Annotated in this window: 18 protein-coding genes; 2 read left to right on the forward strand and 16 right to left on the reverse strand. The window is 66.8% G+C overall.

The window, feature by feature from the left end; genetic code table 11:
• Positions 1 to 21: 21 nt before the first annotated feature.
• From E3T28_RS14580 to E3T28_RS14655, 16 genes are all read right to left on the reverse strand, one after another.
• Entirely contained in the window at positions 22 to 627 is a 606-nt protein-coding gene (locus E3T28_RS14580) for a sugar transferase (protein ID WP_277613373.1), read from the reverse strand.
• 41 nt (positions 628 to 668) lie between these two features.
• A complete protein-coding gene (locus tag E3T28_RS14585) occupies positions 669 to 1,808 on the reverse strand; it encodes a DegT/DnrJ/EryC1/StrS family aminotransferase (RefSeq protein WP_134432645.1) in 1,140 nt (379 codons plus the stop codon).
• The gene (locus tag E3T28_RS14590) at positions 1,805 to 3,607 is read right to left on the reverse strand and encodes a polysaccharide biosynthesis protein (protein ID WP_338145407.1); all 1,803 of its coding nucleotides are present in this window, start codon (positions 3,605 to 3,607) and stop codon (positions 1,805 to 1,807) included. The genes E3T28_RS14585 and E3T28_RS14590 overlap by 4 nt, the downstream gene beginning before the upstream one ends.
• 41 nt (positions 3,608 to 3,648) lie before the next feature.
• Positions 3,649 to 4,473 (reverse strand): hypothetical protein, encoded by an 825-nt coding sequence (locus E3T28_RS14595; RefSeq protein ID WP_134432649.1) that lies wholly within the window; start codon positions 4,471 to 4,473, stop codon positions 3,649 to 3,651.
• Between the two features lie 164 nt (positions 4,474 to 4,637).
• Positions 4,638 to 5,246 carry an arsenate reductase/protein-tyrosine-phosphatase family protein gene (locus E3T28_RS14600; RefSeq protein WP_134432651.1) on the reverse strand — a complete coding sequence of 203 codons (609 nt, stop codon included), beginning with the start codon at positions 5,244 to 5,246 and terminating at the stop codon, positions 4,638 to 4,640.
• The gene (locus E3T28_RS14605) at positions 5,246 to 6,691 is read right to left on the reverse strand and encodes a tyrosine-protein kinase domain-containing protein (protein ID WP_134432653.1); all 1,446 of its coding nucleotides are present in this window, start codon (positions 6,689 to 6,691) and stop codon (positions 5,246 to 5,248) included. Before E3T28_RS14605 ends, E3T28_RS14600 begins: the two co-directional genes overlap by 1 nt.
• A gap of 181 nt (positions 6,692 to 6,872) precedes the next feature.
• The gene (locus E3T28_RS14610) at positions 6,873 to 9,188 is read right to left on the reverse strand and encodes a sensor histidine kinase (RefSeq protein WP_134432655.1); all 2,316 of its coding nucleotides are present in this window, start codon (positions 9,186 to 9,188) and stop codon (positions 6,873 to 6,875) included.
• Between the two features lie 80 nt (positions 9,189 to 9,268).
• Positions 9,269 to 9,922 carry a response regulator transcription factor gene (locus E3T28_RS14615; RefSeq protein ID WP_134432657.1) on the reverse strand — a complete coding sequence of 218 codons (654 nt, stop codon included), beginning with the start codon at positions 9,920 to 9,922 and terminating at the stop codon, positions 9,269 to 9,271.
• Positions 9,923 to 10,190: 268 nt separating this feature from the next.
• A complete protein-coding gene (locus tag E3T28_RS14620; protein ID WP_134432659.1) occupies positions 10,191 to 10,820 on the reverse strand; it encodes a thymidine kinase in 630 nt (209 codons plus the stop codon).
• Positions 10,821 to 10,912: 92 nt separating this feature from the next.
• Positions 10,913 to 12,241: a hypothetical protein gene (locus E3T28_RS14625; RefSeq protein ID WP_134432661.1), complete on the reverse strand. Its 1,329-nt coding sequence runs from the start codon at positions 12,239 to 12,241 to the stop codon at positions 10,913 to 10,915.
• Positions 12,238 to 13,929, reverse strand: a complete 1,692-nt coding sequence (locus tag E3T28_RS17595; RefSeq protein ID WP_194088571.1) for a sensor histidine kinase — start codon at positions 13,927 to 13,929, stop codon at positions 12,238 to 12,240. Before E3T28_RS17595 ends, E3T28_RS14625 begins: the two co-directional genes overlap by 4 nt.
• Positions 13,930 to 15,325: 1,396 nt before the next feature.
• The gene (locus tag E3T28_RS14635) at positions 15,326 to 16,795 is read right to left on the reverse strand and encodes a malate:quinone oxidoreductase (RefSeq protein WP_134432663.1); all 1,470 of its coding nucleotides are present in this window, start codon (positions 16,793 to 16,795) and stop codon (positions 15,326 to 15,328) included.
• Positions 16,796 to 16,894: 99 nt separating this feature from the next.
• Positions 16,895 to 17,347, reverse strand: a complete 453-nt coding sequence (locus tag E3T28_RS14640; protein ID WP_134432665.1) for a DUF1801 domain-containing protein — start codon at positions 17,345 to 17,347, stop codon at positions 16,895 to 16,897.
• Positions 17,348 to 17,369: 22 nt separating this feature from the next.
• Positions 17,370 to 20,027, reverse strand: a complete 2,658-nt coding sequence (locus E3T28_RS14645) for an EAL domain-containing protein (protein WP_134432667.1) — start codon at positions 20,025 to 20,027, stop codon at positions 17,370 to 17,372.
• Positions 20,028 to 20,064: 37 nt separating this feature from the next.
• On the reverse strand, positions 20,065 to 21,144 hold the full coding sequence (locus E3T28_RS14650) for an aspartate-semialdehyde dehydrogenase (RefSeq protein WP_134432669.1): 1,080 nt from the start codon (positions 21,142 to 21,144) through the stop codon (positions 20,065 to 20,067).
• A 403-nt stretch (positions 21,145 to 21,547) separates the two neighbouring features.
• A complete protein-coding gene (locus E3T28_RS14655) occupies positions 21,548 to 22,885 on the reverse strand; it encodes an aspartate kinase (RefSeq protein WP_134432671.1) in 1,338 nt (445 codons plus the stop codon).
• Between the two features lie 441 nt (positions 22,886 to 23,326).
• Between E3T28_RS14655 and E3T28_RS14660 the strand changes: the two genes are divergently transcribed.
• On the forward strand, positions 23,327 to 23,968 hold the full coding sequence (locus tag E3T28_RS14660; protein WP_134432673.1) for a TetR/AcrR family transcriptional regulator: 642 nt from the start codon (positions 23,327 to 23,329) through the stop codon (positions 23,966 to 23,968).
• 6 nt (positions 23,969 to 23,974) lie between these two features.
• A complete protein-coding gene (locus E3T28_RS14665; RefSeq protein WP_134432675.1) occupies positions 23,975 to 24,946 on the forward strand; it encodes a DUF5692 family protein in 972 nt (323 codons plus the stop codon).
• The last annotated feature ends 137 nt before the right edge of the window (positions 24,947 to 25,083 follow it).

A 25,083-nucleotide genomic window follows, 5' to 3' on the forward strand; every position in this document is an offset into this window, starting at 1 on the left:
CGGCGATGCCGGCCGGGATTGCTAGTGCGACAGCTGATCCTGGGTAGCGTTCGTGGCGGGGCCTTCAAACTCATTCATCGTCGCCTGCCCATCGGCATTGATCCCGTCGCGGCGGATAAGTGTGCGGATCGTGTCACGAAGAATGCCTGCATCAACGGCAAGACTGCGACCGTCCACATACTGAATGTCGAGGGCGAATTTCTCATCCCAGGTGAGCGCGTTCCGCCCGTTGGCTTGGGCCAAGCCGGTTATTCCTGGTCTGACTTCATGTCGGCGAGCCTGCTCGGGCGAGTATCGACTCAGGTACCTCACGAGCAGTGGTCTTGGTCCGACCATACTCATGTCGCCCTTAACGACATTCACCAGGGTCGGAAGTTCGTCTAAGCTCGTCGCCCGGAGCGCCGCGCCGAATTGAGTGAGACGCTGACTGTCAGTGACGAGCCCACCCTCGACATCGACGTTCTTCATCGTTCGGAATTTGTACAACTTAAAGACACGACCATTCAAGCCCGGCCTGACCTGCATGAACAAGACGGGGCGACCCAATTTGACGGCCACCAGGAGTGCCACCGCAGCTAGTAGCGGAGAGCACAGCACCAGTCCAAGGAGGGCGATGAAGGCGTCCAAGCCCCGTTTCACGGAGTCGTAGGAGTTGCCATTGGACGTGCTCATCGTTCACGACCCCCGAGAAAACGTCGCAGCGCCGACAAGACTCGTTCTATGTCGGCCCCGTTCAAGGACGAACCGCTCGGTAGCGTGAGACCGGACCTGAACAGTTGCTCCGAATTGCCGTTCACGGCGGCCCGTGAAGCGGCGAAAACAGGTTGTAGATGCATAGGTTTCCAGAGGGGGCGAGTCTCGATATTGTCTGTCAACAGGTCCGCGCGCAGGTCGGCAGTTGTCCAGCCGGTGACTGAAGAGTCAATGACTATTGATGTAAGCCAGCAGTTGTCACCCTCATCTAAGGCGCCACCAAAAATCTCGACTCCGTCTACAGAGGCAAACAGCTCACGGTAGCGTTCACGCATTTCACGGCGCCGAACAATCATCCCGTCCAGACGAGACAGCTGCGCCCGACCGAGAGCGGCTAGTAGGTTGCTCAGGCGGTAGTTGTAACCGATCTCAGTGTGCTCATAATGCATCACCGGCTGTCGAGCCTGCGTGGCGAGATGTCGCGTGCGTGAAGCTAGCTCAGCGTTGTCGGTAAGTAGCATTCCTCCGCCCGACGTGGTCATTATCTTGTTGCCGTTGAAGGAAACGATTGAAGCACGGCCGAAGGAACCCGCCGGTTTGCCCAGGTGACTGGCGCCCAGCGATTCCGCTGCGTCCGCAAGAACTGGAATGCTAAATTCCTCTGCGACAACACAGATCTCGGTGTAGTTGACCGCTTTCCCCAGTAAGTCGACGGGAACAATTGCGGCGACGGTCTCGCCGCCTCCGCGAAGCTGCTCAATTACCCGTCGAAGCAAAGCCGGATCCATATTTCCGGTGTCAAGTTCGCAATCGATGAAAAAGGGCACAGCTCCCGTGTAGACGATTGCGTATGCCGTTGCCGCGAATGTCATTGTTGACGTGAGCACGATGTCGCCCGGTCCGACACCGAGCCCTAGCAGCCCGAGGTGCAGAGCCGCCGTCCCCGAGCTCAAGGCCACGGCATGCTCGACACCAATACGAGCGGCCATCTCCGACTCGAAGGCGTCGACGTCGGGTCCCAGGGGCGCAATCCAGCCGGATCGAATCGCGGCCATCAAGTACTGTTCCTCGAGTTCGCCAACGTCTGGAGAAGACATGTAGATACGGGCACTCATTGGGGCATTCCTGTTCCGGCCAGCGCAGGCCCAACCTTGGTCGACTGGTTCGTTGGATCTTGTCGGCAGCGTTGGTCCCAAACCGGTTTGTTCAGATTCTCGGGGCGGATGGCACCTATGGACGCGTGGGTAATCTTCGGGTGGATCGGCCGTTCATCGGTTTCGTGGTCACCGATCAATTCTTCGTGCAGTTTCTCCCCCGGGCGCAATCCGGTGTATACGATGTCGATATCCTTCCCCGACATCTCGATCATGCGCTGAGCCACATCCAAAATTCGCACTGGCTCTCCCATGTCGAGAATGAGGACCTCGGCCGGACGACCGATGCCGCCGGCCTGAATGACCAGTTGGCACGCCTCGGGAATGGTCATGAAGAAACGTGTGACTTCGGGATGGGTGATCGTCAGCGGTCCGCCCGCTTCGATGAGAGTGGTGAAGATGGGCAGCATTGAGCCTCTGCTGCCGATGACGTTGCCGAAACGCACAGAGAGGTAGGCGTTCTCGGTCTTCTCGGCCGCCCACGCCGTGAGCTTCTCGGCAACGCGCTTGGAATGACCAAGCACGCTCGTCGGGTTCGCGGCCTTGTCGGTGGAGATGTTGATGAACGTGGTGACCCCGACCGATCGGGCAGCCTCGAGCACGTTGAGTGTGCCGAGCACATTGGTCTTCCACGCCTCATCGGGGTACTGCTCCAACATGGGTAGGTGATTGAGTGCCGCAGCATGGAAAACCACTTCGGGGCGGCGCTCAGTAAAGATGGTCTTCAAGGCGTCAGCATCTCGGATATCGGCAAGCACGACATCCTTGGTGTCGAGCAGACCGTGACCCAGGATCGAGATCTGGGTGCCCTGCAGGCCCGTTTCGTCCCGATCGAGCATAATGAGTTCGCTGGGGCCGAACTTAGTGATCTGGCGGCAGAGTTCCGACCCGATGGAACCGCCGGCACCCGTCACGAGCACCCGCTTTCCCGCCAGGTACCCAGCGATCGACGCAACGTGGGTGTCCACGGGGTGCCGACCGATCAGGTCTTCGATCGCGATGTCCCGAAGATCATTGAGGCGCGACTTGCCGCTGAGTAGTTCTTCAAGGGGTGGAAGGACCAGCACCTTGAGATTTGCAGCCTTGGCTGCATCGGTGATGTCACGCAGCAGTGTGGCATCGGCCTTCGCGATGGCCACGACCAGGGCAGTTGCCCCGGTTACTTGAGCCGCTGCGGACAGGGAAACGCGCGAACCGACCACGCGAACGTCATGAAGCCAGAGATTGCGCTTGAGCGGATCGTCGTCAATGATCCCCACCGGCAGGAAGGGCGAGTTACGGTCAGTGGTCATTCGGCGAGCAATCGATGCCCCCATGTATCCGGCACCGAAAATGAGGGCCTTCTGAATGCCATCTTTCGGTACCACTGACCGCTCCACCAGTAGCCGCTTGACGTAGCGCACACCGCCCATCAAGACGAAGGCAATTGGCAGAGCTATGAAGACAGTGCTTCGGGGAATACCAACCGCGGTCCCAGCAACGGCTACCGGGATGCCCAGCACGACGGTCGACGCAAGGACGACACCAAACAACGCCCGCACCTCGGAAAAGCTCCCGTAAATGTGGCGGCCCTGATAGAGGTGGTTAGCGCCGCCCGCAAGGAACTGAACTAGGCATGCAGCCGCGCACAGAGCCAGAAGCGGCAGCAGGCCAATCAGATGGAAGTCAAACTCATAGCGAAGAATCTCCGCCATGAACAAGGCGACAACCCAAGCTCCCGCATCGAACGCGTACTGAGCGCCGAAGCGCACCAGAGGCACAGACCCGTGCAACTCCTGCATCCTGGTCGTTGCAAAATCACTTATTGCCATGTCACACCCCCATCACTCGACTTGCTCATTGAGTCACCGGCCCACAGCCAGACAGTTCCGTCGACGCTGGCAACCGCCAGGTCGCCCGGAGTGACTGCCGTTTCACGGCATCCGGTCAGGGTGAGCGCCCCGTCAGGTTCGTCCGAAGTCGCGAGCACCTGCACGCCCGCGCAGGCTGACTGGTCGAAAGCAACAATGACGTAGCCGTCGTCGCTGACGTTCAGATTCGCGGCACCGGGAAGAGCGATCTCGGGGCCGTAGGTTGCGGCACCATCGCCGGTACGAAATAGCTTGCCGTCTGAGCAGAGCAGGGCGGCAGTCGAGTCGGTGCGTGGTGCGAGCGCGACTACCACGGAGCAGGGAGCTGGGAAAGAGCCTGCCGGGCTATGCACGGTGGCCCGGTCTGCCGGGTCCACATACCAGTTCGCCCCAACGCGATCCGGGTATTCCTGCCACTGGTCGCCGGCCACAAAGGTGGTCACACGTTGCGGTGAGCAGTCCCCTGCCGTCAGCGTCACGAGAGAGGCCTCGGATTTGCTGGTGACGTAGAGGGAAAGAATGGAGGAGGCGTCGGTGCCCTCCGACGCGTCGAATGCGGCCCAGGTTTCACCGGCATCGGTGCTGAGCTCGGGGTTCGCGGTAGCCGCGGGGCAGGCACCGGTGGTTGCCCGCCAGATCGTGGACTCGTCGAAGGCGGTGAGGATGCGGGTGGGGGGTGGGGATTCGATTGCTGTGGTCTCGACAGGCTCGACCACCGGGGCTTCGGTCTGCGCAGTTTCGGGAGTCGGCGTGGGGGTCTCGACAGGTTCAACCACAGCGCGTGAGCTGGCCGATGGGTTCGTGCCCGTGAGCGCGAAAGACACCAACGCAACGTCGAACAGCAAGAACACGGCCAGGCCGGCGATGAGCAGGCGCCGGCGAGCAACGCTGTTGCGGCTCTTTCGACTCGGTGTTTTTGTTTTCGGACTACCCACGGCTTTCACGGTTTCCGTTGCACCGTTGCGGCACGATGAAACAGTGCCGTCACCGCATTGACTGCGGGCACGAGCTGCTGGGCAGACTCCACGTAGACCTCGTCGCTGCGGCGGTAGGGGTCAACGACGTCATCGTCATCGGCCGACACCAGCGGGGCGACAGCGCCACGCTGAGACGCGGCGAGGGCGATCAGGGTCGAGAGTCGGCCGACGACGTCGTCGAGGGGCAGCGAGGCGGCCTCGACGAGGTCGTCGTCGGTGACGTCGGCAATGAGCCGTGCGAATTCGCGGATCGTGAACGTGTAGCGAATGGCGCGCGGCACGAGTTCGACGATGGCACGACGGTGCTCGCGGGACATTGCGAACACCAAATCGGCGGTCTGCACGTGCTGCTCGGTGAGCTCCTGTGCCACGTGGGCACTCGGGTCGCCGCCGAAGTGCCGGGACAGATCGGCGGCTTGCGGGGGCATGCCTTGGCCGGTCAGGCCGATGGTTCCGGCGCTGGCCAGCTGAATCTGCGGCCACGACGCCAGGCCGGCGCGCAGGAGCTGTTCGGCCAGAGGTGACCGGCAAATGTTGCCCGAGCAGACCGTCAGAATCGAGAAGGTCTGCATCAGGCGGTTCTCCGACGAGCCTTGCGCATGCCGCCTCGCACGGCGGGGACCTCGGCGCCGACAGTGGCTTTCTCCTCGTCATGGGCCGCGCCGTAGCTGTACTGGCCATAACCGTAGGAGTCGGGCCCCTTGGTGGGAAGCATAGTGATCACCACGCCGACCAGGCGGCTGCCCGCGCGCTCAAGAGCGTTCACGGCGCTAGTCAACTCGTTGCGCTTTGTGCGTCCCGAGGCGACCACCATGATGGCCCCGCCGCACAGCTTGCTGAGCACGGCAGCATCCGTCACAAGCAGGAGCGGAGGGGCGTCGATCAGCACGACGTCGAATTCGGCAGTGAGCGTGCCGAGCATGCGGGCCATGGCAGCGGAACCGAGCAGTTCGCTCGGGTTCGGGGGAACACGGCCGCTGGGCAGAACGAACAGCTTGTTCTTGCCCCACTTCTGCAGCACGTCGGCGAGTTCGGCGCGACCGATGAGCACGTCGGTGAGACCGACGCCACCCTCGATGGCCATGTATTCGGCCACGCGCGGCAGCCGCAGGTCGCCGTCGATCAACGCAACGCGGGCACCGGTCTCGGCCAGGGCGATGGCCAGGTTCGCCGTGGTCGTGCTCTTTCCCTCGCCGGGCACCGAGCTGGTGACCACGAAGCTGCGCGGGCCGCCCTCGATGTTGACGAACTGGAGGTTGGTGCGCAGGCTGCGGAACGACTCCGCCCGCGGGTTCTTCGGGTCGGAGTGCACGACCAGTGGGCGAAGACTCGCACCAGGGTCGTTGGTGATGCCACCGAGCATAGGCGAGTCCGTGATGAGCTCGATGTCGCGCAGGCTGTGAATGCGGGTGTCGAGGACGCTGCGCAGCACGGCAAGGGCGATGCCGACCGTCAAGCTGACCAACAAGCCCAAAGCGAGGTTCAGCGGCACGTTGGGGCTGGCCGGTTCTGTCGGCACGATCGCGGGCTGGATCGTCTCGATCTTCACCGGGCTAGCCGCGTCCCCGTCGGGCTTCTCGAGCCGTTCGACCACGATTTTACTGAAGTTCTGCCCGACCGAGTTGGCAATCTTGGCCGCGAGCTCCGGATCGCTGTTCGTGACGGACACGTCGATCAGCACTGTTTCCACTGGGGACTCGGAGGTAATGGAGGTGGCGAGCTGAGCCGCCGTCATGTCGAGGTTCAGTTCCTTGATGACCTCGTCGAGCACGATGGCACTGTTGACGACGTCGACGTAGGAGGTCACCGCCGAGCGGGCGAAGCTCGTGCCTTGCAACAGGTCAGTTGTCGCTGCTCCGGATGCGGCCTGCACCGACACATAGAGCTGGGTGTTGGCGATGTACTTCGGGGTGGTCGCGATGGCCGCACCGGCCGCCCCGGCGATGCCGAACAGGGTGCAAGCGAGAATCAGGATCCAACTTTTGTGGAAAATCCTGAGGTAATCCTTGAGCTCCACGCGCGTTCCTCCGGTAGTACTAGGCATAGAGGAACCGCTGAGATTGCTTTGTCCCCTTGCTCATCCTTGCACATAGGGGTATCCGGCCACCCCCCAAGGGGGGTCTGAAATTCTCTCGGGTTTATCGTGGGGGCATCAACAAGCTCGACCACCGGGGGTTTTGCATCCTGAGGCTCTTTTTCTACGACGGCTGGAGGAGGCCGTCGGGGGTGACTGCGAGCATCCGTGGCTCGCCGGCGTCGACCACGATCGAGGCGATCGTGGGGCGGTCGGCGGGCAGCAGCCGGGCGATCAGGTGGCCGTGGGTGAGGGCTTCGAGCTGGGTGGCGACGATGGCGGCCGCGGCGGCCAGCTGCCGGGGAGGCCGGTCGGCGCTGTCGTCGAGCAGGGTCACGTCGACGCCCCGGAGACGGGCGGCGCGGGCGGCGCTGATCACCGGCTCGACGAAGAGCGAGCGACCGCGGATGGCGTCGCGCAGGGTGGCCTCCACGAGCCGGCAGTCCGCCCGCAGGGTCGGTTCGATCTGCAGGGCGTCGATCTGCAGGGCGTCGGCGAGGCGCTGCAGGGTGGGCCGGGCCAGCGTGTTCACCCGGGTCAGCTGGGTCTCGCGCTCCTCGATGGCCGCTGCCGCCGTGGCCGCCGCCGCACCGATCTGGGCGCGCTCCCGGTTCAGCCCGGCGAGGGTCAGGGTGGAGCGCTTGAGACCCACAGCGAACAGGGTTCCGGCGAGCAGGGTTCCGGCGTGACGGATGACCAGGTTCACCCCGTCGAGCAGCGTCAGCCCGTTGAGCAGCGCCCAGACGATCGAGACGACCACGATCATGCCGTAGCCGTACCAGGCGAAGCCCGGCCGGCCGCGCACCGCCAGCACGACCAGCACCATGGTTATGGCGCCGAGATACCAGTGGGCGAAGGGCGTCGACCCGACCGGGGGCACCGGGAATGCCGTGGCGGCCCCGGACAGGCCGCACAGAGCGAGCGCCACAACGGCGTTGCGGGGCGACACCGGGTCAGGCACGACCATGGTGAGCCAGGCGGCCGCCGCGCACACCGCCAGGAACCCGACGATCTCGTAGGGCAGGCCCCACAGGGGTTCGCCGGCGGCGAAGGCGAGCACGGCATGCACGGCGATGAACCCCACAAGGATGGACGTGGACATGGCCTTCGGCAGCCGGGTCACGCCCTTCGACTGCGGGTCGGTTGGTGGGGTCGGGGCTGCGAGCACGGGGTCTGCAAGCGTAGGGGCTGCGAGCACGGGTGCGGCGGCGGTGGCTGCGGTGGCGGTGGCGGGCATTGGCGGGGGCGTCCACGAGACCACCACCTCGGTGCCGGCGCCGGGGCGGGAGCGCACGGCGGCGGCACCGCCGGAGAGGCGCTCCATGCGGCCGATGATGCTCTGGGCGATGCCCAGGCGCTCGGCCGGCACCCTCGAAGGGTCGAAGCCGACGCCGTCGTCGTGCACGGCCACCCGGATGCCGCCCTGGTAGCTGCGCACACTGATGGTGCGGGCCACCGGACCGCGCAGGGGCTTCTGGATGGCGGCCGCGGCGACCGAGTTGCGGAGGGCCTCGCCGACCGCGCCGAGCAGGGCGGTCACGGCGAGCGCCGGCACCGTGAGGGTGTCGTGCAGGTTGGAGGTGATCTCGGCGTCCGGTGCCAGCTCGCCCACCAGCTGCTCGAGGCGCCGGGTCACCTCGGGCCCGGGCACGGTCTGGTCGGGTTCGGGGGCGCCCAGGGCGTCGAGCCGCACCAGGGTGTCGGCCGCGTGCCGGCTCAGTACCTGCACCGGGGTGCCGCCGCGCCCGGCCATCAGCAAAGTGGAGATGACGCTGTCGTGCACCAGGGCGTCGATGGTGAGGCGTTCGCGCTTGCGGGCGAGGCGGTCGGCCTGGCCGACGAGCTGCACTCGGGCGAGTGTGGCGGCTCGGTCGACCTTGATCGCGCTGTGACGGGCCATGGTGGTCAGACCCACGAGCATGCTCAGCAACAGCACCGAGTACAGGCCGTCTTCCACGCCGACCAGCACCGGGTAGGGATCAGTGGAAGTGACCGCGCGCAGCAGACCGCTCATCGTGCAGACCACGGCCAGGTAGGTCCAGGCCGTGCGGTCACGGGTGGTCACCGCGATGGCCATCACGGGCACGCCGGTGAGGGTGATCACCCAGGGGATGTCCGCACCCGCCGACAGCGGTTCCGCCCGAACGGTCAGCCAGAACAGGAGCAGCACCAGGAAGGCCGCACCCTCGATGAGCGCGATCATCCGGAGCACGCGCAGCGGAACCCGCACCGAGAGCAGGGCGAGCAGCATCGGCAGCCCGAAGATCAGCAGCCACGCCGCCACCGTCCAGTGCCGATGCGGCGGCCACGCCTGCTCGAATACACTTCCCAGGCAGAGCAGCCCGAAAACGAGGGCGGTGGGCCCGAGCGCGGCATAGAGCAGGCGGGCGAGGCGCTCGGTCGCAGGCTGCGGGCGAAGCGACTGCCGGGCCGTGCTCACGGCTGGCCGGGCCGTGCTCACGGCTGGCCGGGCCGTGCTCACGGCTGGCCGGGCCGTGCTCACGGCTGGCCGGGCCGTGCTCACGGCTGGCCGGGGATGGGCAGGAGACCGTCTTCCAGGGCCCGCTTGTAAAGGTCGATCTTGGTGTTCGCCGGGCGACCGACCCGCTCATACTTCGAGCGCACGCGACGGATGTAGTCGATCACCGTGGCCTCGGACAGTCCCATCCGCGAGGCCACCAGCGGCGCCTTCGCGCCCGCCGCGTAGAGCGAGAGCACCTCGCATTCGCGCCCGCTCAGGCCCGCGTCGGAGAGGTCCGGGTCGCCGTCGAGGGCCGCGGCCCACTCGGCGGAGACGACGGCCTCCCCCGCCGCCGCGCGGGTGACGGCGTCGAGCAGCACCGCGGTGGGCTCGCTCTTGCGCACAACACCGAGCACGCCGCTGCGCGCGGCGGCCCGCATCAGGCCGGCATCGTCGCCGCCGGTGAACGCGAGCACCGCCGCGCCCGCGTCGCGCAGCCGGTCGACGTTGCCGGTGACGGTGGACCCGTCGGAGAGCCGCAGGTCCAGGATGACCAGGTCGACGGGCGTCTGCTGCACGTCGGACTCGAGCAGTTCGGTCACGGTCGCGACCGTGGCCACCACCTCGATCTCGGGGAGGGTGGCGAACAGGCCGGCGAAGCCGTGGGCGACGATCTCGTGGTCATCGATCAGGGCTACTCGAAAGCGGGTCATCGGCGATCCTTGCAGTTTCGGTGCGGAGCCTGCCGGGGTCTCGGGCAGGGTTCTACGATCTCGCTCAGCGCCTTCTCGGGAGTGGCCCCCGTTCTGGTGCCACAAGAAGTAACGGCTGTTCAGTCCAGGCAGCGGTGAATACGTTGGGCAGTGGGGAAAACCAGCCGGGGGGTTGGTGGGGCGCTCACGATCCCGAAGTCGTTTGAGCGCCCCGTCTCACCGGTTTTCAGGTCTGTGCGGGTGCGGGCCGTCACAGGGATGCGGGCCGTCACGCGGGTGCGGGCCGGCTGCGGTTGTTCAGCACGCCGTTGCTCTCCTCGAGGTAGCACGAGCCGCAGAGCGACTCGTAGGTCACCTCGGCGCCGTCAATGGCCACCTGGTCGCCGTCGAAGACGAAGACGCCGTCGATCTGGCGCCCGTTGAACACGGCCTTGCGCCCGCAGCGGCAGATGGTCTTGAGCTCCTCGAGGCTGTGCGCCACCTCGAGCAGGCGTCGGCTGCCCGGAAAGGCCACCGTCTGAAAATCGGTGCGGATGCCGTAGGCCAGCACCGGGATGTTCTCGAGGATCGCGATGCGCAACAGGTCGTCCACCTGCTGCTCGGTGAGGAACTGCGCCTCGTCCACCAGCAAAGAGCTCACGTCGAGGCCGGTGTCGCCGAGCACCCGGGCGCGGTGTTCCAGGAAGAGTGCGTAGGCATCCGTCTCGGGGGTGAGCAGGTAGTCGACCGCCCGGGTGACGCCAAGCCGGGAGAGGATGCCGCGGTCGCCCTTGGTGTCGACCGACGGCTTGGCCAGCAGCACCTGGTGGCCGCGTTCCTCGTAGTTGTAGGCGGCCTGGAGCATCGAGGTGCTCTTGCCGCTGTTCATGGCTCCGTAGCGGAAATACAGTTTCGCCACCTTCGTGGTCGCCCCCTCGGCTGGTCGCGCTCGTGCCGCTGCGCCGCGCTGCGTGGTGCCGCGCGGCCGGCGGGGCGCTGCGTGCGCCTCCCTCAGAGTACTGGTGGAACCGGGCGTGGGCGCTTGTCGCCGAATTCCAGCGTCAGACCGGGGCGACGGATGCTCACGCGCACCCATGGGAACACCACCCGCAGCACCGCGAGGTAGGAGCGGAGCAGGGCCCGCACCCGGCGCGGCGGGAGGTCGAGCGCCACCCGCAACGAGAACGTGTCGATGCCGGAGTGCCGCTGCTGGCGGTCGCTCGGCGGGTCGACCTGGGTGTCGGGGTCGGAGTCGGGCTCGGTGTCGGCCTGCACCACGAGGCTGCGCGGGTCGAAGCCGGGTGCCAGGCAGAGCATGCTGATCAGGGCCGAGGTGGCCGCGCGCTGCTGCGTGCCGAAGTGGGCGGCCCGGTGCTCGGGGTCGGCCACGACCAGCAGCGGATCCTTGCCGCGCTCCTGCAGCGCCGTGCGCTCGCGAGCGATGACGGCGTCGAGCCAGGTCTCGTCGATGTGCTCCACGATCGTGCGGCGCACCATGGCGGCGAGCTCGTTCGCCCGAGAGATGTCGGCCTTGGTCACCTCGCCGCGTTCGAGCACGCCGTCAAAGAGGGGGAAGACATTGGGTTCCAGGATGGCGCGCTGCTGCTCGACCACCTGGCGCACCACGCGGCCGCGGGATTCCTCGGTGCGGCGGGCAATGGCGAGGCGGGCATCCGTCTGCCAGGCCAGCAGCTGGCGCACGATGCGGCGGGAGTACGCGGCGGCGGCCAGGCCGAGTGCGAGCACCTGGGTGACCGCGACGACCACGTAGACGCCGGACGGCACCGTGATGGCGCGGAACTCTCCCTGCGGGAGCGTGACCGCGGCCACGACGACGGACGCGACCGCCGCAGAGAGGGCCAGCTCGCGCCACGGGCGGAAGGGCGAGAGGGCCACGAGCAGGAAGCCGAGCATGATCGGGCCGAAGTCGTCCTGCACCAGGGAGTTGCTGCCCCAGCGGGCGGCCTGGTCGAGCAGGTGGGCGCACAGGCCGAGGCTCATGATCAGCAGCAGCGACGTCTGCCGCACCGGGGACCGCGACGGCCGGCCGGCGAGCACGAGCACGACGGACGCGCTTGCGGCGGCGGCGAGCGCGAGAACGGCCAGGGTCGGATGCCGGATCTGGTCGGCCTGCAGAACCGTGGCCACCACCGCGTAGGCGAAGACGATCAGAGCGATGCCGGGCACGATCGTCCAGACCGCGAGGGCGCCCAACGGGTCGAGGCGCTGCTGGGTGAAGGCGTGCGGCTTGGTGTGCGGTGTGGGGATGGGGGTGTGGTTTCGGGCTGGGGTTGGGGTTGGGTTCTGGTTTGGGATTTGGTTCTCGGTTGTGGTTGTCACTGGGCCACCCGCTCGGGGTCTGGGGTGTCTTGGGGTTCTGGCTGCGCGGCCGGGGTGGGCACGGGTGCTGGCTGCGCGGCCGGGGTGGGCACGGGTGCTGGCTGCGCGGCTGTGGCGGGCACGGGTGCTGGCTGCGCGGCCGGGGCGGGCACGGGTGCTGGCTGCGCGGCCGGGGTGGGCACGCGTTCTGGCTGCTCTGCTGGCCTTTCCGTCGGCCCAGCGCGGTTCTCCGACGGCCCGGCGTGGTTCTCCGACGGCCCGGCGCGGTTCTCCGACGGCCCGGCGTGCTCGCCGGGTTCCTCGGCCGCCACGGGAACGCTGAGCAGAACCGAGGTGCCGGCGCCCGGCCGGGTGAGGATGCTCACCGAGCCACCCAGGCGTTCGATCCGGCGGCGCACCGCCTGGCGCAGGCCGAGGCGGTCGGCGCCGGTTTCGGATTCCGTGAAGCCGCGCCCGGCATCCATCACCATCAGGGAGATGCTGCTCGGCTCGGACTCGATCACGACCTCGGCGGCGACGAGGCCGGAGTGGAGGATCACGTTCACGAGGCACTGCTGCACCGCCAGGCCCAGTTCGCGGTCGCTGGCCGGGCCGAGGCGGCCGAGGGCGGCGCGGTCTCCCGTGACTTCAACCACGAGGCCACGATCGCGGCTGCGCTCGATGGCGGCGTAGACCTCGCTGGTGAGCCAGGCATCCGTGCCCCGGGACGGCTCGACGCTCAGCGCGTCGGCGTCGGCGAGCCAGTCGGTGCCGCGGAGGGTCTGCAGGGCGTCACGGATGCTGCCGGCCAGGTTGTCGCTGAGCGGCCCGGGATGCGCGCGGGCGAGGGCGACGAGCTGCTGGAGGGTGGTGTCCTGGTTGAGGGCGAGGGTTCGGAGGTCGAGCTCGTGGCGCAGCAGGCGGGTCTGGTCGGTCTGCATGGCCCGGTGCAGGGCGATCTGCACGGACCGCTCGCGGCGCACGAAGGCGGTGAGCAGCAGCACGCTGACGAGGAAGAGGTAGGTGGAGACGGTGTAGACGTCGGCGCCATAGGGCACGCCGGTCTGGGTGGCCGCGAGCACTGTGACGGCCTCGGCCAGGACGAAGCCGGTGGTGCTCCAGAGCACGCCGGCGCGGGCGGATGTCCCGGCGCCGCCGACCATGACCAGCGCCAGCTTCGGCAGCGTGACGAGGAAGACGTTCGAGCTCGGGAAGACGCCCGGCAGGCCGAGCACGGTGATCGTGTAGAGGTAGGTGGCGGCGGTGCCGACGACGAGGTAGGCGATCGTCAGGGTGACGGTGCGGCGCAGGGACAGTGCGATCAGGACGGCGGCCATCAGGAGGAGGGCGACGACTGTGGCGAGGGTTGCGGTGGTGGCCGCCTGGGTTGCTGCTTCTGCGGCTTGGGTTGCGGCTTGGGTTGCGGCTTGGGTTGCTTGGGTTGCTTGGGTTGCTTGGGTTGCTTGGGTTGCTTGGGTTGCTTGGGTTGCTTGGGTTGCTTGGGTTGCTTGGGTTGCTTGGGTTGCTTGGGTTGCGGCTACTGCTGTGCTTGCTGGGTTTGTTGCAGTCACTGCAGTTGTGGACAAGGTCAGGAGGACCACGGCGATGAGGGAGGCGGCCAGGCAGGTCAGCGCGAACCAGTGCGCGGCCCGCGCGAGGGCATGGCTGAGCGTCCTCTTGACCAGGTGGTCCGGGAGTCCAAGCGTCATAGCCACCTCTCTGTCCGGTTGATTCTCTCATTCCGAGAGGGTGCTCCTGCCCCGCCCCGGGCAATCCGCTTCACCTCGAACGAATTCGACGGAGATTGTGCACAATTACGGGGTCGCGGGGCCCTTTTTCGCAATCTTCGTGCAAGATCTCCGTCGAATTCGTTCGGCCGGGGTGGTGGGGCGGTGGGCATCCGCCACCTGGCCCCGCCGGTCCTTCCGGCCCCGTCCCGCACCTGCCGGCGCCGTTCCGCGCTGTCCCGCACCTACCGGCCCCGTCCCGCACCTGCCGGCGCCGTTCCGCGCTGTCCCGCACCTACCGGCGCCGTTCCGCGCTGTCCCGCACCTACCGGCGCCGTTCTGGTGCCGACCCGTGCCGTCCCGCACCTACCGGCGCCGTTCCGCGCTGACCCGCCCCTTCCTTGCCCCTCCCCTATTCCTCACCTGCCCCAGATGTGGCGAATTCAGGAGATCCTGGCGCCCGGTGCGGTACGGGCGCGGACCAGTGCGGCGGTCACACCATTTGGGCCACGACTCCACCAAATCTCCTGAGTTAGCCACCATTCCCAACCCGCACCCCGCCCCTACCCGGCACCTTCCCGGCACCGAACGCGCATAAATCCTGCAGTCTGGCCAAACAGGCCGGATTCAGCTTGCTTTGACCCCTTCTCGCACAATTTGCAAGAGTGAGGCGAAGCACGGCTCACGCACGGGCCCGCGGCGACGGCGAAAGGTGCCGTGGCGCTGGGTGCAGGACCTCCCGGCACAGGTGCTTACCAGCCTGGCGCGGGTGAGGGCCGCAGCGACCGAGGTCACCGGCGCCGGATGTGGCCAACTCAGGAGATCCCCGCCGCCAGCCTCGGCAAGGGCGCGGAGCAGTGCCGCAGTCTCCGCGACTCGGCCGTGACTTTGCCCGGCTCTCCTGAGTTAGCCACAACGGGCCAGATAACGACGCCTCTTGGGGAAGGGCGACGGGAATCACAGCTGCCGCAGATGCGTCCGGCAGACCGGACGGATGCCGCCACGCGGCATCCGTCCGGCGCAGCAGCGTGACCTAATTGAGGAGAATTTCGAGACAGGCCGGGTCACCCCAGCCAGCCCGATCGGCGCGTTGCGAAAAACTCCGCAGTTATTGGCAGGCACCAGGCACCCCGGCCACTCCGCACGCACCGGCCACCCCGGCCACTCCTCACGCCCCGGNCCAGGCACCCCGGCCACTCCGCACGCACCGGCCACCCCGGCCACTCCTCACGCCCCGGCCACCCCGGCCACTCCGCACACCCCGGGCACCCCCGGCAGCCGAAACCCCTCGAGCACCGGGCAACCCGGGCACCCCGCCCCGCCCCGGGCGCCCCACGCCAGCCGCAGCCCCTGCGACCCGGGCAACCCCGGGCACCCCCTACGCGGTCAGGTGCAGCACGGCCGCGGTGGCGGCCAGCGACGCGGCGGCAGCAGCCGGATCGTCGGAGAGCTTCGTGCCGAGACTCGGGATCATCTCGCGCAGCTTGGGCTCCCATGCCGGATACTGCTCCGGGAAGCAGCGCTGGAGCAGGTCGACCATGATCGGGGCCGCGGTCGAGGCTCCCGGCGAGGCGCCGAGCAGCCCGGCGATGGTGCCGTCGGCGGAGGTGATGACCTCGGTGCCGAACTGCAGCACGCCGCCCTGGTCCGGGTCCTTCTTCATTACCTGCACGCGCTGTCCGGCGGTGATGAGTTCCCAGTCGCCGATCTTCGCGGTCGGGATAAACTCCTGCAGCGCCTTCAGCTTCGTCTTCTTTGAGGCGAAAACCTCTCCGATCAGGTATTTCATCAGACCAAAGTTGTGCGCAGCCACGGAGAGCATTGGCCCGATATTGTGCAGGCGGATCGAGAACGGCAGGTCAAGCCAGCTGCTGGACTTGAGGAACTTCGGCGTGAAGCCGGCGTACGGGCCGAACAGCAGCGAGGTCTCCCCATCGACGACGCGGGTGTCGAGGTGCGGCACCGACATGGGCGGAGCGCCCTTGGCGGCCTTGCCGTAGACCTTCGCGTGGTGCTGGTCGACGAGCTTCTGGTTCGTCGTGCGCAGGAACTGCCCGCTGATCGGGAACCCTCCGAAACCCTTGATCTCGGGGATACCGCTCTGCTGCAGCAGCGCCAGGGCGCCGCCGCCCGCGCCGACGAAGACGAACCGGGCGTTGACGACGCTCGGGTGGTTGCCGACCAGGCGGCGCAGGTTGAGCTTCCACGTGCCATCCGTGCGCTGTTTCACACCCGTGACCTGCTGGTTCGTGTGCACGCCGACACCCTCGGCGGTGAGGTTGGCGAAGAGGTGGCGGGTGAGGGCGCCGAAGTCCACGTCGGTGCCCGATACGATTCTGGTCGCCGCGATCTTCTGGTTCTTCGGGCGCTTCTGGGTGAGAAGCGGGGTCCAGGTGCCGATCACGGCCGGGTCCTCGCTGTACTCCAGGCCCGCGAACAGGGGCTCTCCCTTGAGCGCCGCGAACCGCTTGCGCAGGTATTCGACACTGCTCTTGCCATGCACGAATGTCATGTGCGGCGTGGAATTGATGAAGTTGGTGGGAGCGGGCAGCACACCCGTCTCCACCAGGTGCGCCCACAGCTGACGGCTGATCTGGAACTGCTCGTTGATGGCCACGGCCTTGGCCGCGGTCACCGTACCGTCCTTCGCCTCGGGCATGTAATTCAGCTCACACAGCGCCGCATGGCCGGTGCCCGCGTTGTTCCACGGGTTCGAGCTTTCCTGAGCGACTTCCCCCAACCGCTCGTAAACCTCAATGCTCCAGTCGGGCTGCAACTGCTTGATCAAGGTACCGAGGGTGGCGCTCATGATGCCGCCACCAATAAGAACGACATCAATCTTCGCCATTGGATTCACCCTTCCACCATATCGGTGGTAACGGATGCCTCCCGCCGGAACGCAGGCGCGTCAGGTTACGGTTGGCTCCGAAACGGTGCACGAAGCGGCTCAGTCGCGGCTTCTCACCCGCTCGTAGTTCGCAATGAAATCGTCGACCGACACGCTCGCGACCTCGCGCGCGATGAGGTCGAGATCGAGGTCGGCCAGCGTCTTGAAACGCACGCAGCTCTTGCCCATGTTCAACGTGCGGCCGGTGGACGTCCAGGCGGCGCGGAACGCGGCATCCTTCTCGGGAAAGCTGTAGAGGCCCATCAGGTAGAGCGAGTTGTAGTTCTTCTGGGCGGCCAGGCTGACATAGGCCAGTGGCTGCTTGTTGTACGTGTTCGGGTATGTCTCCAGCGGCACCACCCAGCCGAGGATGCCGTTGTAGACCCCGAGCCGGTAACCGTCGGGCATGGCATCGCGCACGGTGTCGAGCACCGGGTAGAGCAGGGCCCGCCGTTCGGGATCGAGGTCGAGAACGAGCGTCTCCACCTCGAACGGAACCGGTTCTATGCTCATGAATTCAAGGGTAATGGAACGGTCAGAGCTGCGGCACAGCGGCCGGAACGGCGGCAGGCACCGAGCCGTCTGCAGCACCGACGACCGGGAGAACGGCGGCAGGCACTGAGCCGTCTGCAGCACCGACGACCGGGAGAACGGCGGCGAGCACGGCCGGGCTCCTCGGCACGACCGCGCGGGCGCCGTGCAGTTCCAGCCGTGACAGGGTCTTCTCGAAGCTCTCCGGCACGCCGTAGTGGAACCCCTGCGCGCTCCGGATGCCCAGCGCACTCAGGTGGTTCACCATCGCCTCGTTCTCCACGCCCTCGACGATCATCGAGTACTCGAGGTTGTCGCCGAAACCCTGCAGGGCGGTGAGCACCTCACGCTGGCGGATGTCGTCGAGGTCGTCGACCAGGCTGCGGTCGATTTTGAGGATGTCCATGGGCATCCGCACCAGGGAGTCGACCGAGGAATCCTGGGAGCCGTAGTCGTCGAGCGCGATCATCATGCCGAGGTCGCGCAGGCGGTCGGCCTGGGCACGGATGGCCGGGGTCACCTTGGTCATCGACCGCTCGTTGAGCTCAAGGCAGAGTGAGATGCCGGGGTAGCGGTCGGCGAGCTGCTCGATGTAGGTGCCGACGCGTTCGGGCAGGATCTGCCCGGCCTCGACGTTGATGGTCATGCAGACCACGCGCGGCTCGACCAGCCGGAAGTCCGCGGCCGCGGCCATGGCCTTCACGGCCACCTGGCGGGTCATCGCGTCGAGCCGGCCGAGACCCTTCGCCTTCTCCACGATCGACGGCGGAGACAGCGGGCCGAGGTCCGGGTCGGTGTAGCGCACGAGGGCCTCGAACGCCCAGATCTGCCCGGTGACGAGGCTGACGATGGGTTGGAAGGCGAGTTCGAGCAGGTCCTCGTCGATGGCGTTGGCGATGATGTCGTTCATCTGCGAGGAGCGGTGACTGGAGATATTGAGGCTGCTCTCCTTGGACGGGCCGCCTCGCCGCCGGGACTTCTTGATCGCGAGCATCGACCGGTCGGCATCCTGAACCAACTGGTTGACGTCGGTTTCCCGGTGCGCTGAGTAGGCCAGTCCCACGCTGATGATGGGGCTGTGCGATGTCTGGCCGATGACCATCGGCTCCCCGGAGACCACCAGGATGCGCTCGGCGATGGACTTCGCCTCGGCCAGTGACGCGAGGTGGGTGAGGATGATCACGAACTCGTCGCCGCCGACCCGGGCAACCACGTCGTTCGGACGCACCACGGCGCTCAGCCGGCGCCCGAGCTCGCGCAGCACCTCGTCGCCGGTCTGGTGGCCGAAACGGTCGTTCAGGCGTTTGAACTCGTCGAGGTCGATGAACAGCACGGCCAGGGCCTCGGAGTAGTCCCGGTGGTCGTTGATGTTCGCCAGGGCTTCCTGGAACGCGCCGTAGTTCGGCAGGCTGGTGAGAGGATCGGTGTTGGCCCGCAGGGTGAGGCCGGCGATGTTGCGGCGGGCCCGCACGACCATCTCGGCGGTCGTGGCGAGGGCCTGCAGGGCGCGCATATCGTTGCCGGTGAAGGCGCCGTCCATGGCGTCGCGCCGGGCGACGATGTACTGGTCCGGCCCGATGGCGCCGGCCAGGGGCAACAGCATGCTGATCTCGCCCGGACGCGCGGGTTCGCTGCGCACGACGACGGACTCGGCCCCGATCGCATCCGCCACCACGCGGCGCAGCAGATCGGTGACGGCCGCCGGGGAGCCGGGCTCGGGGGCCGGGAATTCCGCGGCGGCGCTCGTGTTGGGACAGATGTTGTCGGCGGCGCTCATCGTGGCGATGCCCGTGCCGGCGGTGCCTATGCCTGTGGTGGCGGTGCTGGTGTTCCCGGTGCTGGCGGCCCGGCCGGAGGGCTCGGCGGCCGGGTCGGCGGCCAGCGCGCTCGTGGCGGCGACCATGCCCGCCAGCCGCTTGCGCATGACCGTCATCATCGTGGAGACCTTGACCACCGAGGCGATGATCATCAGGGTGAACAACACAATGACGGCATCGAGAGTGCTGTTGACCTCGACCAGGAACGGCACTCCCACGACGCTCCAGTGCGCCGCCGCCACCGTGACCACGACGGTTCCGATCAGCACGAGGAGAACCCGCAGCGGCGACAGTGGGCGCGCGCCGCCGCGCCGCCCGGTTGTCCGAGGGCCGGCGACGAAACGCTGCCGCAGCACCTCGGTCACAATGATGAAGACGACATAGCCCGAGGATGCCGCGGCCACGCCCGCGAGGATCGGCGTTCCTCCGACGGTGAACCAGGAGAACAGGCCGATAGCCACGAGGGCGCCGGCACCCTGGAGGCCGGCACTGTAAAGCGCGACGGATGCCCGCTGGGACTCGACCAGGATGGCCAGCAGAACGCCGAGCACGATCACCCCCGCCGAGACCTGCAGGGAGAGCGTCGGGGCCAGCGCCGGCAGCGCCAGCACGGGGAGGCTGATCATCGGACTGCGGTGCGCCACGGCTCCCACGCGCACCCAGGTGAGCTCGAGGATGGCCGCGCAGACCACGCCGACCCCGGCGATCAGCCAGCTGTCCGACGGGTCGTCCAGGAGGAGCACGAGCGAGGCGAGAATGAGTGAAAGGCCGATTCCGGCAAACGCCAGGAACGCCAGGCGTTTGACGCCGCTGGAGTTCCGAATCTCGTCCACGAAGTCTGACACTAGCGGAGTGTGCGGCTGGCCGTACACCACCACGCGGTCAGCGAACGAGCAGGTCCGCCGCGACGAGCTCCGCGATCTGCACGGCGTTGAGGGCTGCACCCTTGCGGAGGTTGTCGCTGGTGATGAACAGGGCCAGTCCGCGCCCGTTCGGCACGCCGCTGTCCTGGCGTACACGGCCGACGAAGCTCGGGTCCTGGCCGGCCGCTTCGAGGGGTGTGGGGACATCCGTCACGACCACGCCGGGGGCGGTGGCGAGCAGTTCGAGGGCGCGGGCGACGGTCAGCGGGTTGGCGAACTCGGCATTGATCGAGAGGGCGTGGCCGGTGAAGACGGGCACGCGCACGCAGGTGCCGGAGACGAGCAGTTCGGGCAGCTCGAGGATCTTGCGGCTCTCGTTGCGAAGCTTCTTCTCCTCGTCGGTCTCGAAGTCGCCGTCGTCGACGATGGACCCGGCCAGCGGGATCACGTCGAACGCGATCGGGCGCGCGTAGACCATGGGCGCCGGCATCGGCACGGCGGACCCGTCGTGCACCAGCTGCAGCAGGTTGTCGCTCTGGGCGGCGGCGCGCACCTGGCTGGCGAGTTCGCGGGCGCCGCCGAGGCCGCTGCCGGAGACGGCCTGGTAGGTGCTCACGATGAGGCGTTCGAGGCCGGCCTCGTCGTGCAGCACCTTCAGCACGGGCATGGCCGCCATGGTGGTGCAGTTCGGGTTGGCGATGATGCCCTTGGTCGCGAGCTTGATCGCCTCGGGGTTGACCTCGCTGACGACCAGCGGCACGTCGGGGTCCATCCGCCAGCCGGAGGAGTTGTCGATCACGGTCACGCCGGCCGCGGCGAACCGGGGAGCCTGAGTTTTCGAGAGCGTGGCGCCGGCGGAGAAGATGGCCACGTCGAGGCCGCTGGGATCGGCCATGGCGGCGTCTTCGACGACGATCTTCTCGCCCTTGAAGAGCAGCACGGATCCCGCGGACCGGGCGGACGCGAAGAAACGGATGCCGCTGATCGGGAAGTCCCGCTCCTCCAGCAGGCGGCGCACGACGGCTCCCACCTGGCCGGTGGCTCCGACGACGCCGATCTGGATTCCTGCTGCGGTGCTGGTTGCTGCGGTGCTGGTCACTGTGTTTCCTCCGCTGGGTGCCGTGGCAATTGCTGCTTCGGCTCGTGTTCTTGCTTCTTGCACTTGCACTTGCACTTGCACTTGCACTTGCACTTGATTCTTGCGTCTTGCCTCTTGCCTCTTGCCTCTTGCCTCTTGCTTCTTGCTTCTGTGGCTAACTCAGGAGATTCTCCCGATTTGAACCGAATTCCGGCCGAATCGGGCCTGTGGCCTCTGCTTCTCCTGAGTTAGCCACGGGGGAACCTGGTGAGCGCGGTCGGCGCCGGTTGAGGCCGGGCCGGACATCGGGCCCGGCTCCGACTGATCGGGCCCGGCTCCGACTGATCGGGCCCGGCTCCGACTGATCGGGTCCGGCCGGGGCCGGGTCCGGCCGGGTCCGGCGGGTCGGGCCGACGGATGCCCGCTAGCGGCCGGTGCCACCGTGCACGACGGCGTCGTTGGTGGAGTCCAGGCCGAATGCGGTGTGCACGACCCGCAGCGCCTGGTTGATGGTGTCGGCGCGGGTGACCACCGAGATGCGGATCTCGCTGGTGGAGATCATTTCAATGTTGATCCCGGCCTCGAACAGCGCCTCGAACAGCTTCGCGGAGACGCCCGTATTGGTGCGCATGCCGGCGCCGACGAGAGCGAGCTTGCCGATCTGGTCGTCGTACTGCAGTCCGGCGAATCCGACGTTGGCCTGCTCATTGGTCAGCGCGGTGAGCACCTGCTGGCCCTCCGACTTGGGCAGGGTGAAGGAGATATCAGTCAGCCCGGTAGACGCGGCAGAGACGTTCTGCACGATCATGTCGACGTTCGCGTTGGTCTTCGCGACGATCTTGAAGATCTGCGCGGCCTTGCCCGGGATGTCGGGAACGCCGACGACCGTGATTTTGGCTTCGCTCAGGTCGGCGGCGACCCCGGCGATGATTGGCTCTTCCACTGTCTCTCCATTCGCGGATGCGTTATTGGGATGCGTGCGCTCGGTGGCCGACGAATTCGGGATCGCGACGTGCGGGCTCGTGGTGTCGGGGTTGTAGACGATCGTTCCCACGTTGTTGTTGAACGAGGACCGCACATGCAGCGTCACACCGTGCCGACGCGCATATTCCACCGCACGAATGTAGAGGACCTTGGCACCCGCGGCGGCGAGCTCGAGCATCTCCTCGCTGGAGATCCGGTCGAGCTTGTGGGCGCGGGGAACGACGCGCGGGTCCGCGGTGAAGACGCCGTCGACATCCGTGTAGATCTCGCAGATGTCGGCGTTGAGGGCGGCGGCCAGCGCGACGGCGGTCGTGTCGGAGCCGCCGCGGCCGAGCGTGGTGATGTCCTTGGTGTCGCGATTGAAGCCCTGGAAGCCGGCGACAATCGCGACGGCACCCTCGTCGAGCGCATCGCGGATGCGCCCGGGAGTCACGTCGACGATGCGGGCGGCGCCGTGCTGGGCATCCGTGATCATGCCGGCCTGGCTGCCGGTGAAGGAGCGGGCGTCGTAGCCCATGCTCTTGATCGCCATGGCGAGCAGCGCCATCGAGATGCGCTCACCCGCGGTGAGGAGCATGTCGAGTTCACGCGGCGCGGGGATCGGGGTGACCTGGTGCGCGAGGTCGAGGAGTTCGTCGGTGGAATCGCCCATCGCGGAGACGGCGACGACGACCTCGTTGCCCGCTTTTCGGGTGTCAACGATTCGTTTGGCCACACGTTTGATGCTTTCGGCGTCGGCGACGGATGATCCGCCGAACTTCTGCACGATCAAGCTCACGTGGCACTCCAAAGGTTCGGGGACGCGGGCACAGCCAAGCTCCCATCATAAATGCTGTTGTATTCGCGGCGGTTCATGTGACGTTCCGCGTCCGGAGTCGACACTCGACCGCAACTGTTGCCAGGGCGGACAACTGTTGCCGGCACACCGGGCACAGTTGTCCGCGCCGGCAACAGTTGCGGCAGCGGAGCGGAGCGCGCAAGCGGAGCGCGCAGGTGGGGCGGGCAGGCCGGGCGGGGCGGGCAGGCAGGCCAGCCAGGGCGGCGCGAACGGTCGAACGAGGAGGGGGGGAGGTGCAGAGGCGACGGATGCCGCGAGGCGGCAGGGACATCCGTTGACGCTCTGTCATTGACACACTGTTAATCGTGGTCGTAGGATCTGGAACAGTGGGCGACTCTCGCCCCGCCAGAGGTTTTCGACACAGCCGTTGAGGAGGCTCCGATGCCCGACGCTTTCACATCGAAGACGCCCGTGCGCCAGAGCAAGCAACCGGACGAGCGCCGGGACGAGATTCTCCGGGCCGCCCGGGAACTCGTTGCCGAGAGTGGGGTCGCCCGCGTGTCGATCACGGACATCGCGGCCCGGGTCGGGGTCACCCGCGGCCTGATCTATCACTACTTCCCGGACAAAGAGGCGATCATCGACCTCATCTGCGAGGACCACATCGCGGAGTTCGTGGCCGACCTCGATCGCTGGGATGCCGCGCGGATCCCCGGCGACATCGACCGCGCCCTGGTGGACTGCATAGCGTTGTTCCGCCATCACCTGCACCGCACCGACCTATTCAGGGAGGAGCTCGGCCGCACCGAGTACGCGGGCCTCTACAACGAGTTCGTCGACCGGGCGGTCATGGCCGTCGTCGATCGCCTGCAGGTCACCACCGTCGAGGCCTACGCGCGGCGGCACCAGATCCGGATCGACAACGTCGCCGAAGTGTTCTACGTGCTGGTGTTCGGTCTAATCGGCCTCGTTCGATCGAAGCCCGCCGTCACGGACGAGGTGCTCGTGGCGATTGTGCGCCAGACGCTGCACCTCGAGCGCACCGCGCCGGCCTCACCGTCTTCATGCAATTCAAAGGAGTAGTCGCACATGTTCCTATTCGAAACCATCCCCTGGTCGTCCACCCTGATGTGGTTCGCGGTCGTCGCGGGACTGATGATCGCCAACGAGGTCGCCCGGTCCAACAAATGGGCGGCGCTGGTGCTGTTCATCGCGCTGCCGGTCGCGCTCACGCTCTTCGTCTGGCCGACTACCGCCGGCGCCGGTTCCAGCACGGGAACCTGGTTCCACTGGGTCAAGGTCTACTCGGCTCTCGCCGGATGCCTGGGCTTCATGGCCATCCGTTTCATCCCGCGTCTGTCCAATAACCGGTACGCGCTGATGTTTCCCGCATTCATTCTGGCTCTCAACATCTTCGAGGCCGTGATTCGCGACTTCGAGGTTTACGGACTGAACGGGATGGTCGACGGGGTCTTCATGGTGGGCGGGCCGTGGAACATCATGAACGGTGTCGCCGGGCTGCTGAACCTGGTCACGATCTGCGGCTGGGCCGGCATCATCATCAGCCGCGGCCCGAAGAAGGACATGATCTGGCCGGACATGCTGTGGTTCTGGATCATCGCCTACGACCTCTGGAACTTCGCCTACGTCTACAACGCGGTCGGTGACCACTCGTTCTACGCCGGCGCGGCCCTGCTCGTCTCGTGCACGATCCCGGCCTTCTTCATCAAGCGCGGCGCCTGGCTGCAACATCGCGCGCAAACCCTGGCGTTCTGGATGATGTTCACTATGGCCTTCCCGACCTTCGTGTCCAGCTCGTCGTTCTCGGTGCAGTCGTCGCACGATCCGGTCGCCCTGTTCGCCGTCAGCGCCCTGGCTCTCGCCGCCAACATCGCCGTTGTCGTCTACCAGATCTACACAATCGTGAAGAGACGGCGCAACCCGCTCACCGATGAACTGTTCAGTCACCTTCCCGCGTACCGCAAGGTTCTCGACGCGAACAAGGCGCTGGCGCCAGAGGTGGCCGGCGCGCAACCGCGGGCGACTGCCAGCGCGAAATAGAACACCGTAACTGCGGAGAATTTCGCGACACGCCGATCGCGGCGCCTGGGGTGACCCGGTCTTTTCGGACGGGGTCCTCGGTTTCATTTTAGGCGGCGAGTGTGAGTTTGATGAGTCGTTCGGTGGGTGTTGAGTAG

It is taken from the genome of Cryobacterium sinapicolor (assembly GCF_004403465.1).
Lineage (GTDB): Bacteria > Actinomycetota > Actinomycetes > Actinomycetales > Microbacteriaceae > Cryobacterium > Cryobacterium sinapicolor.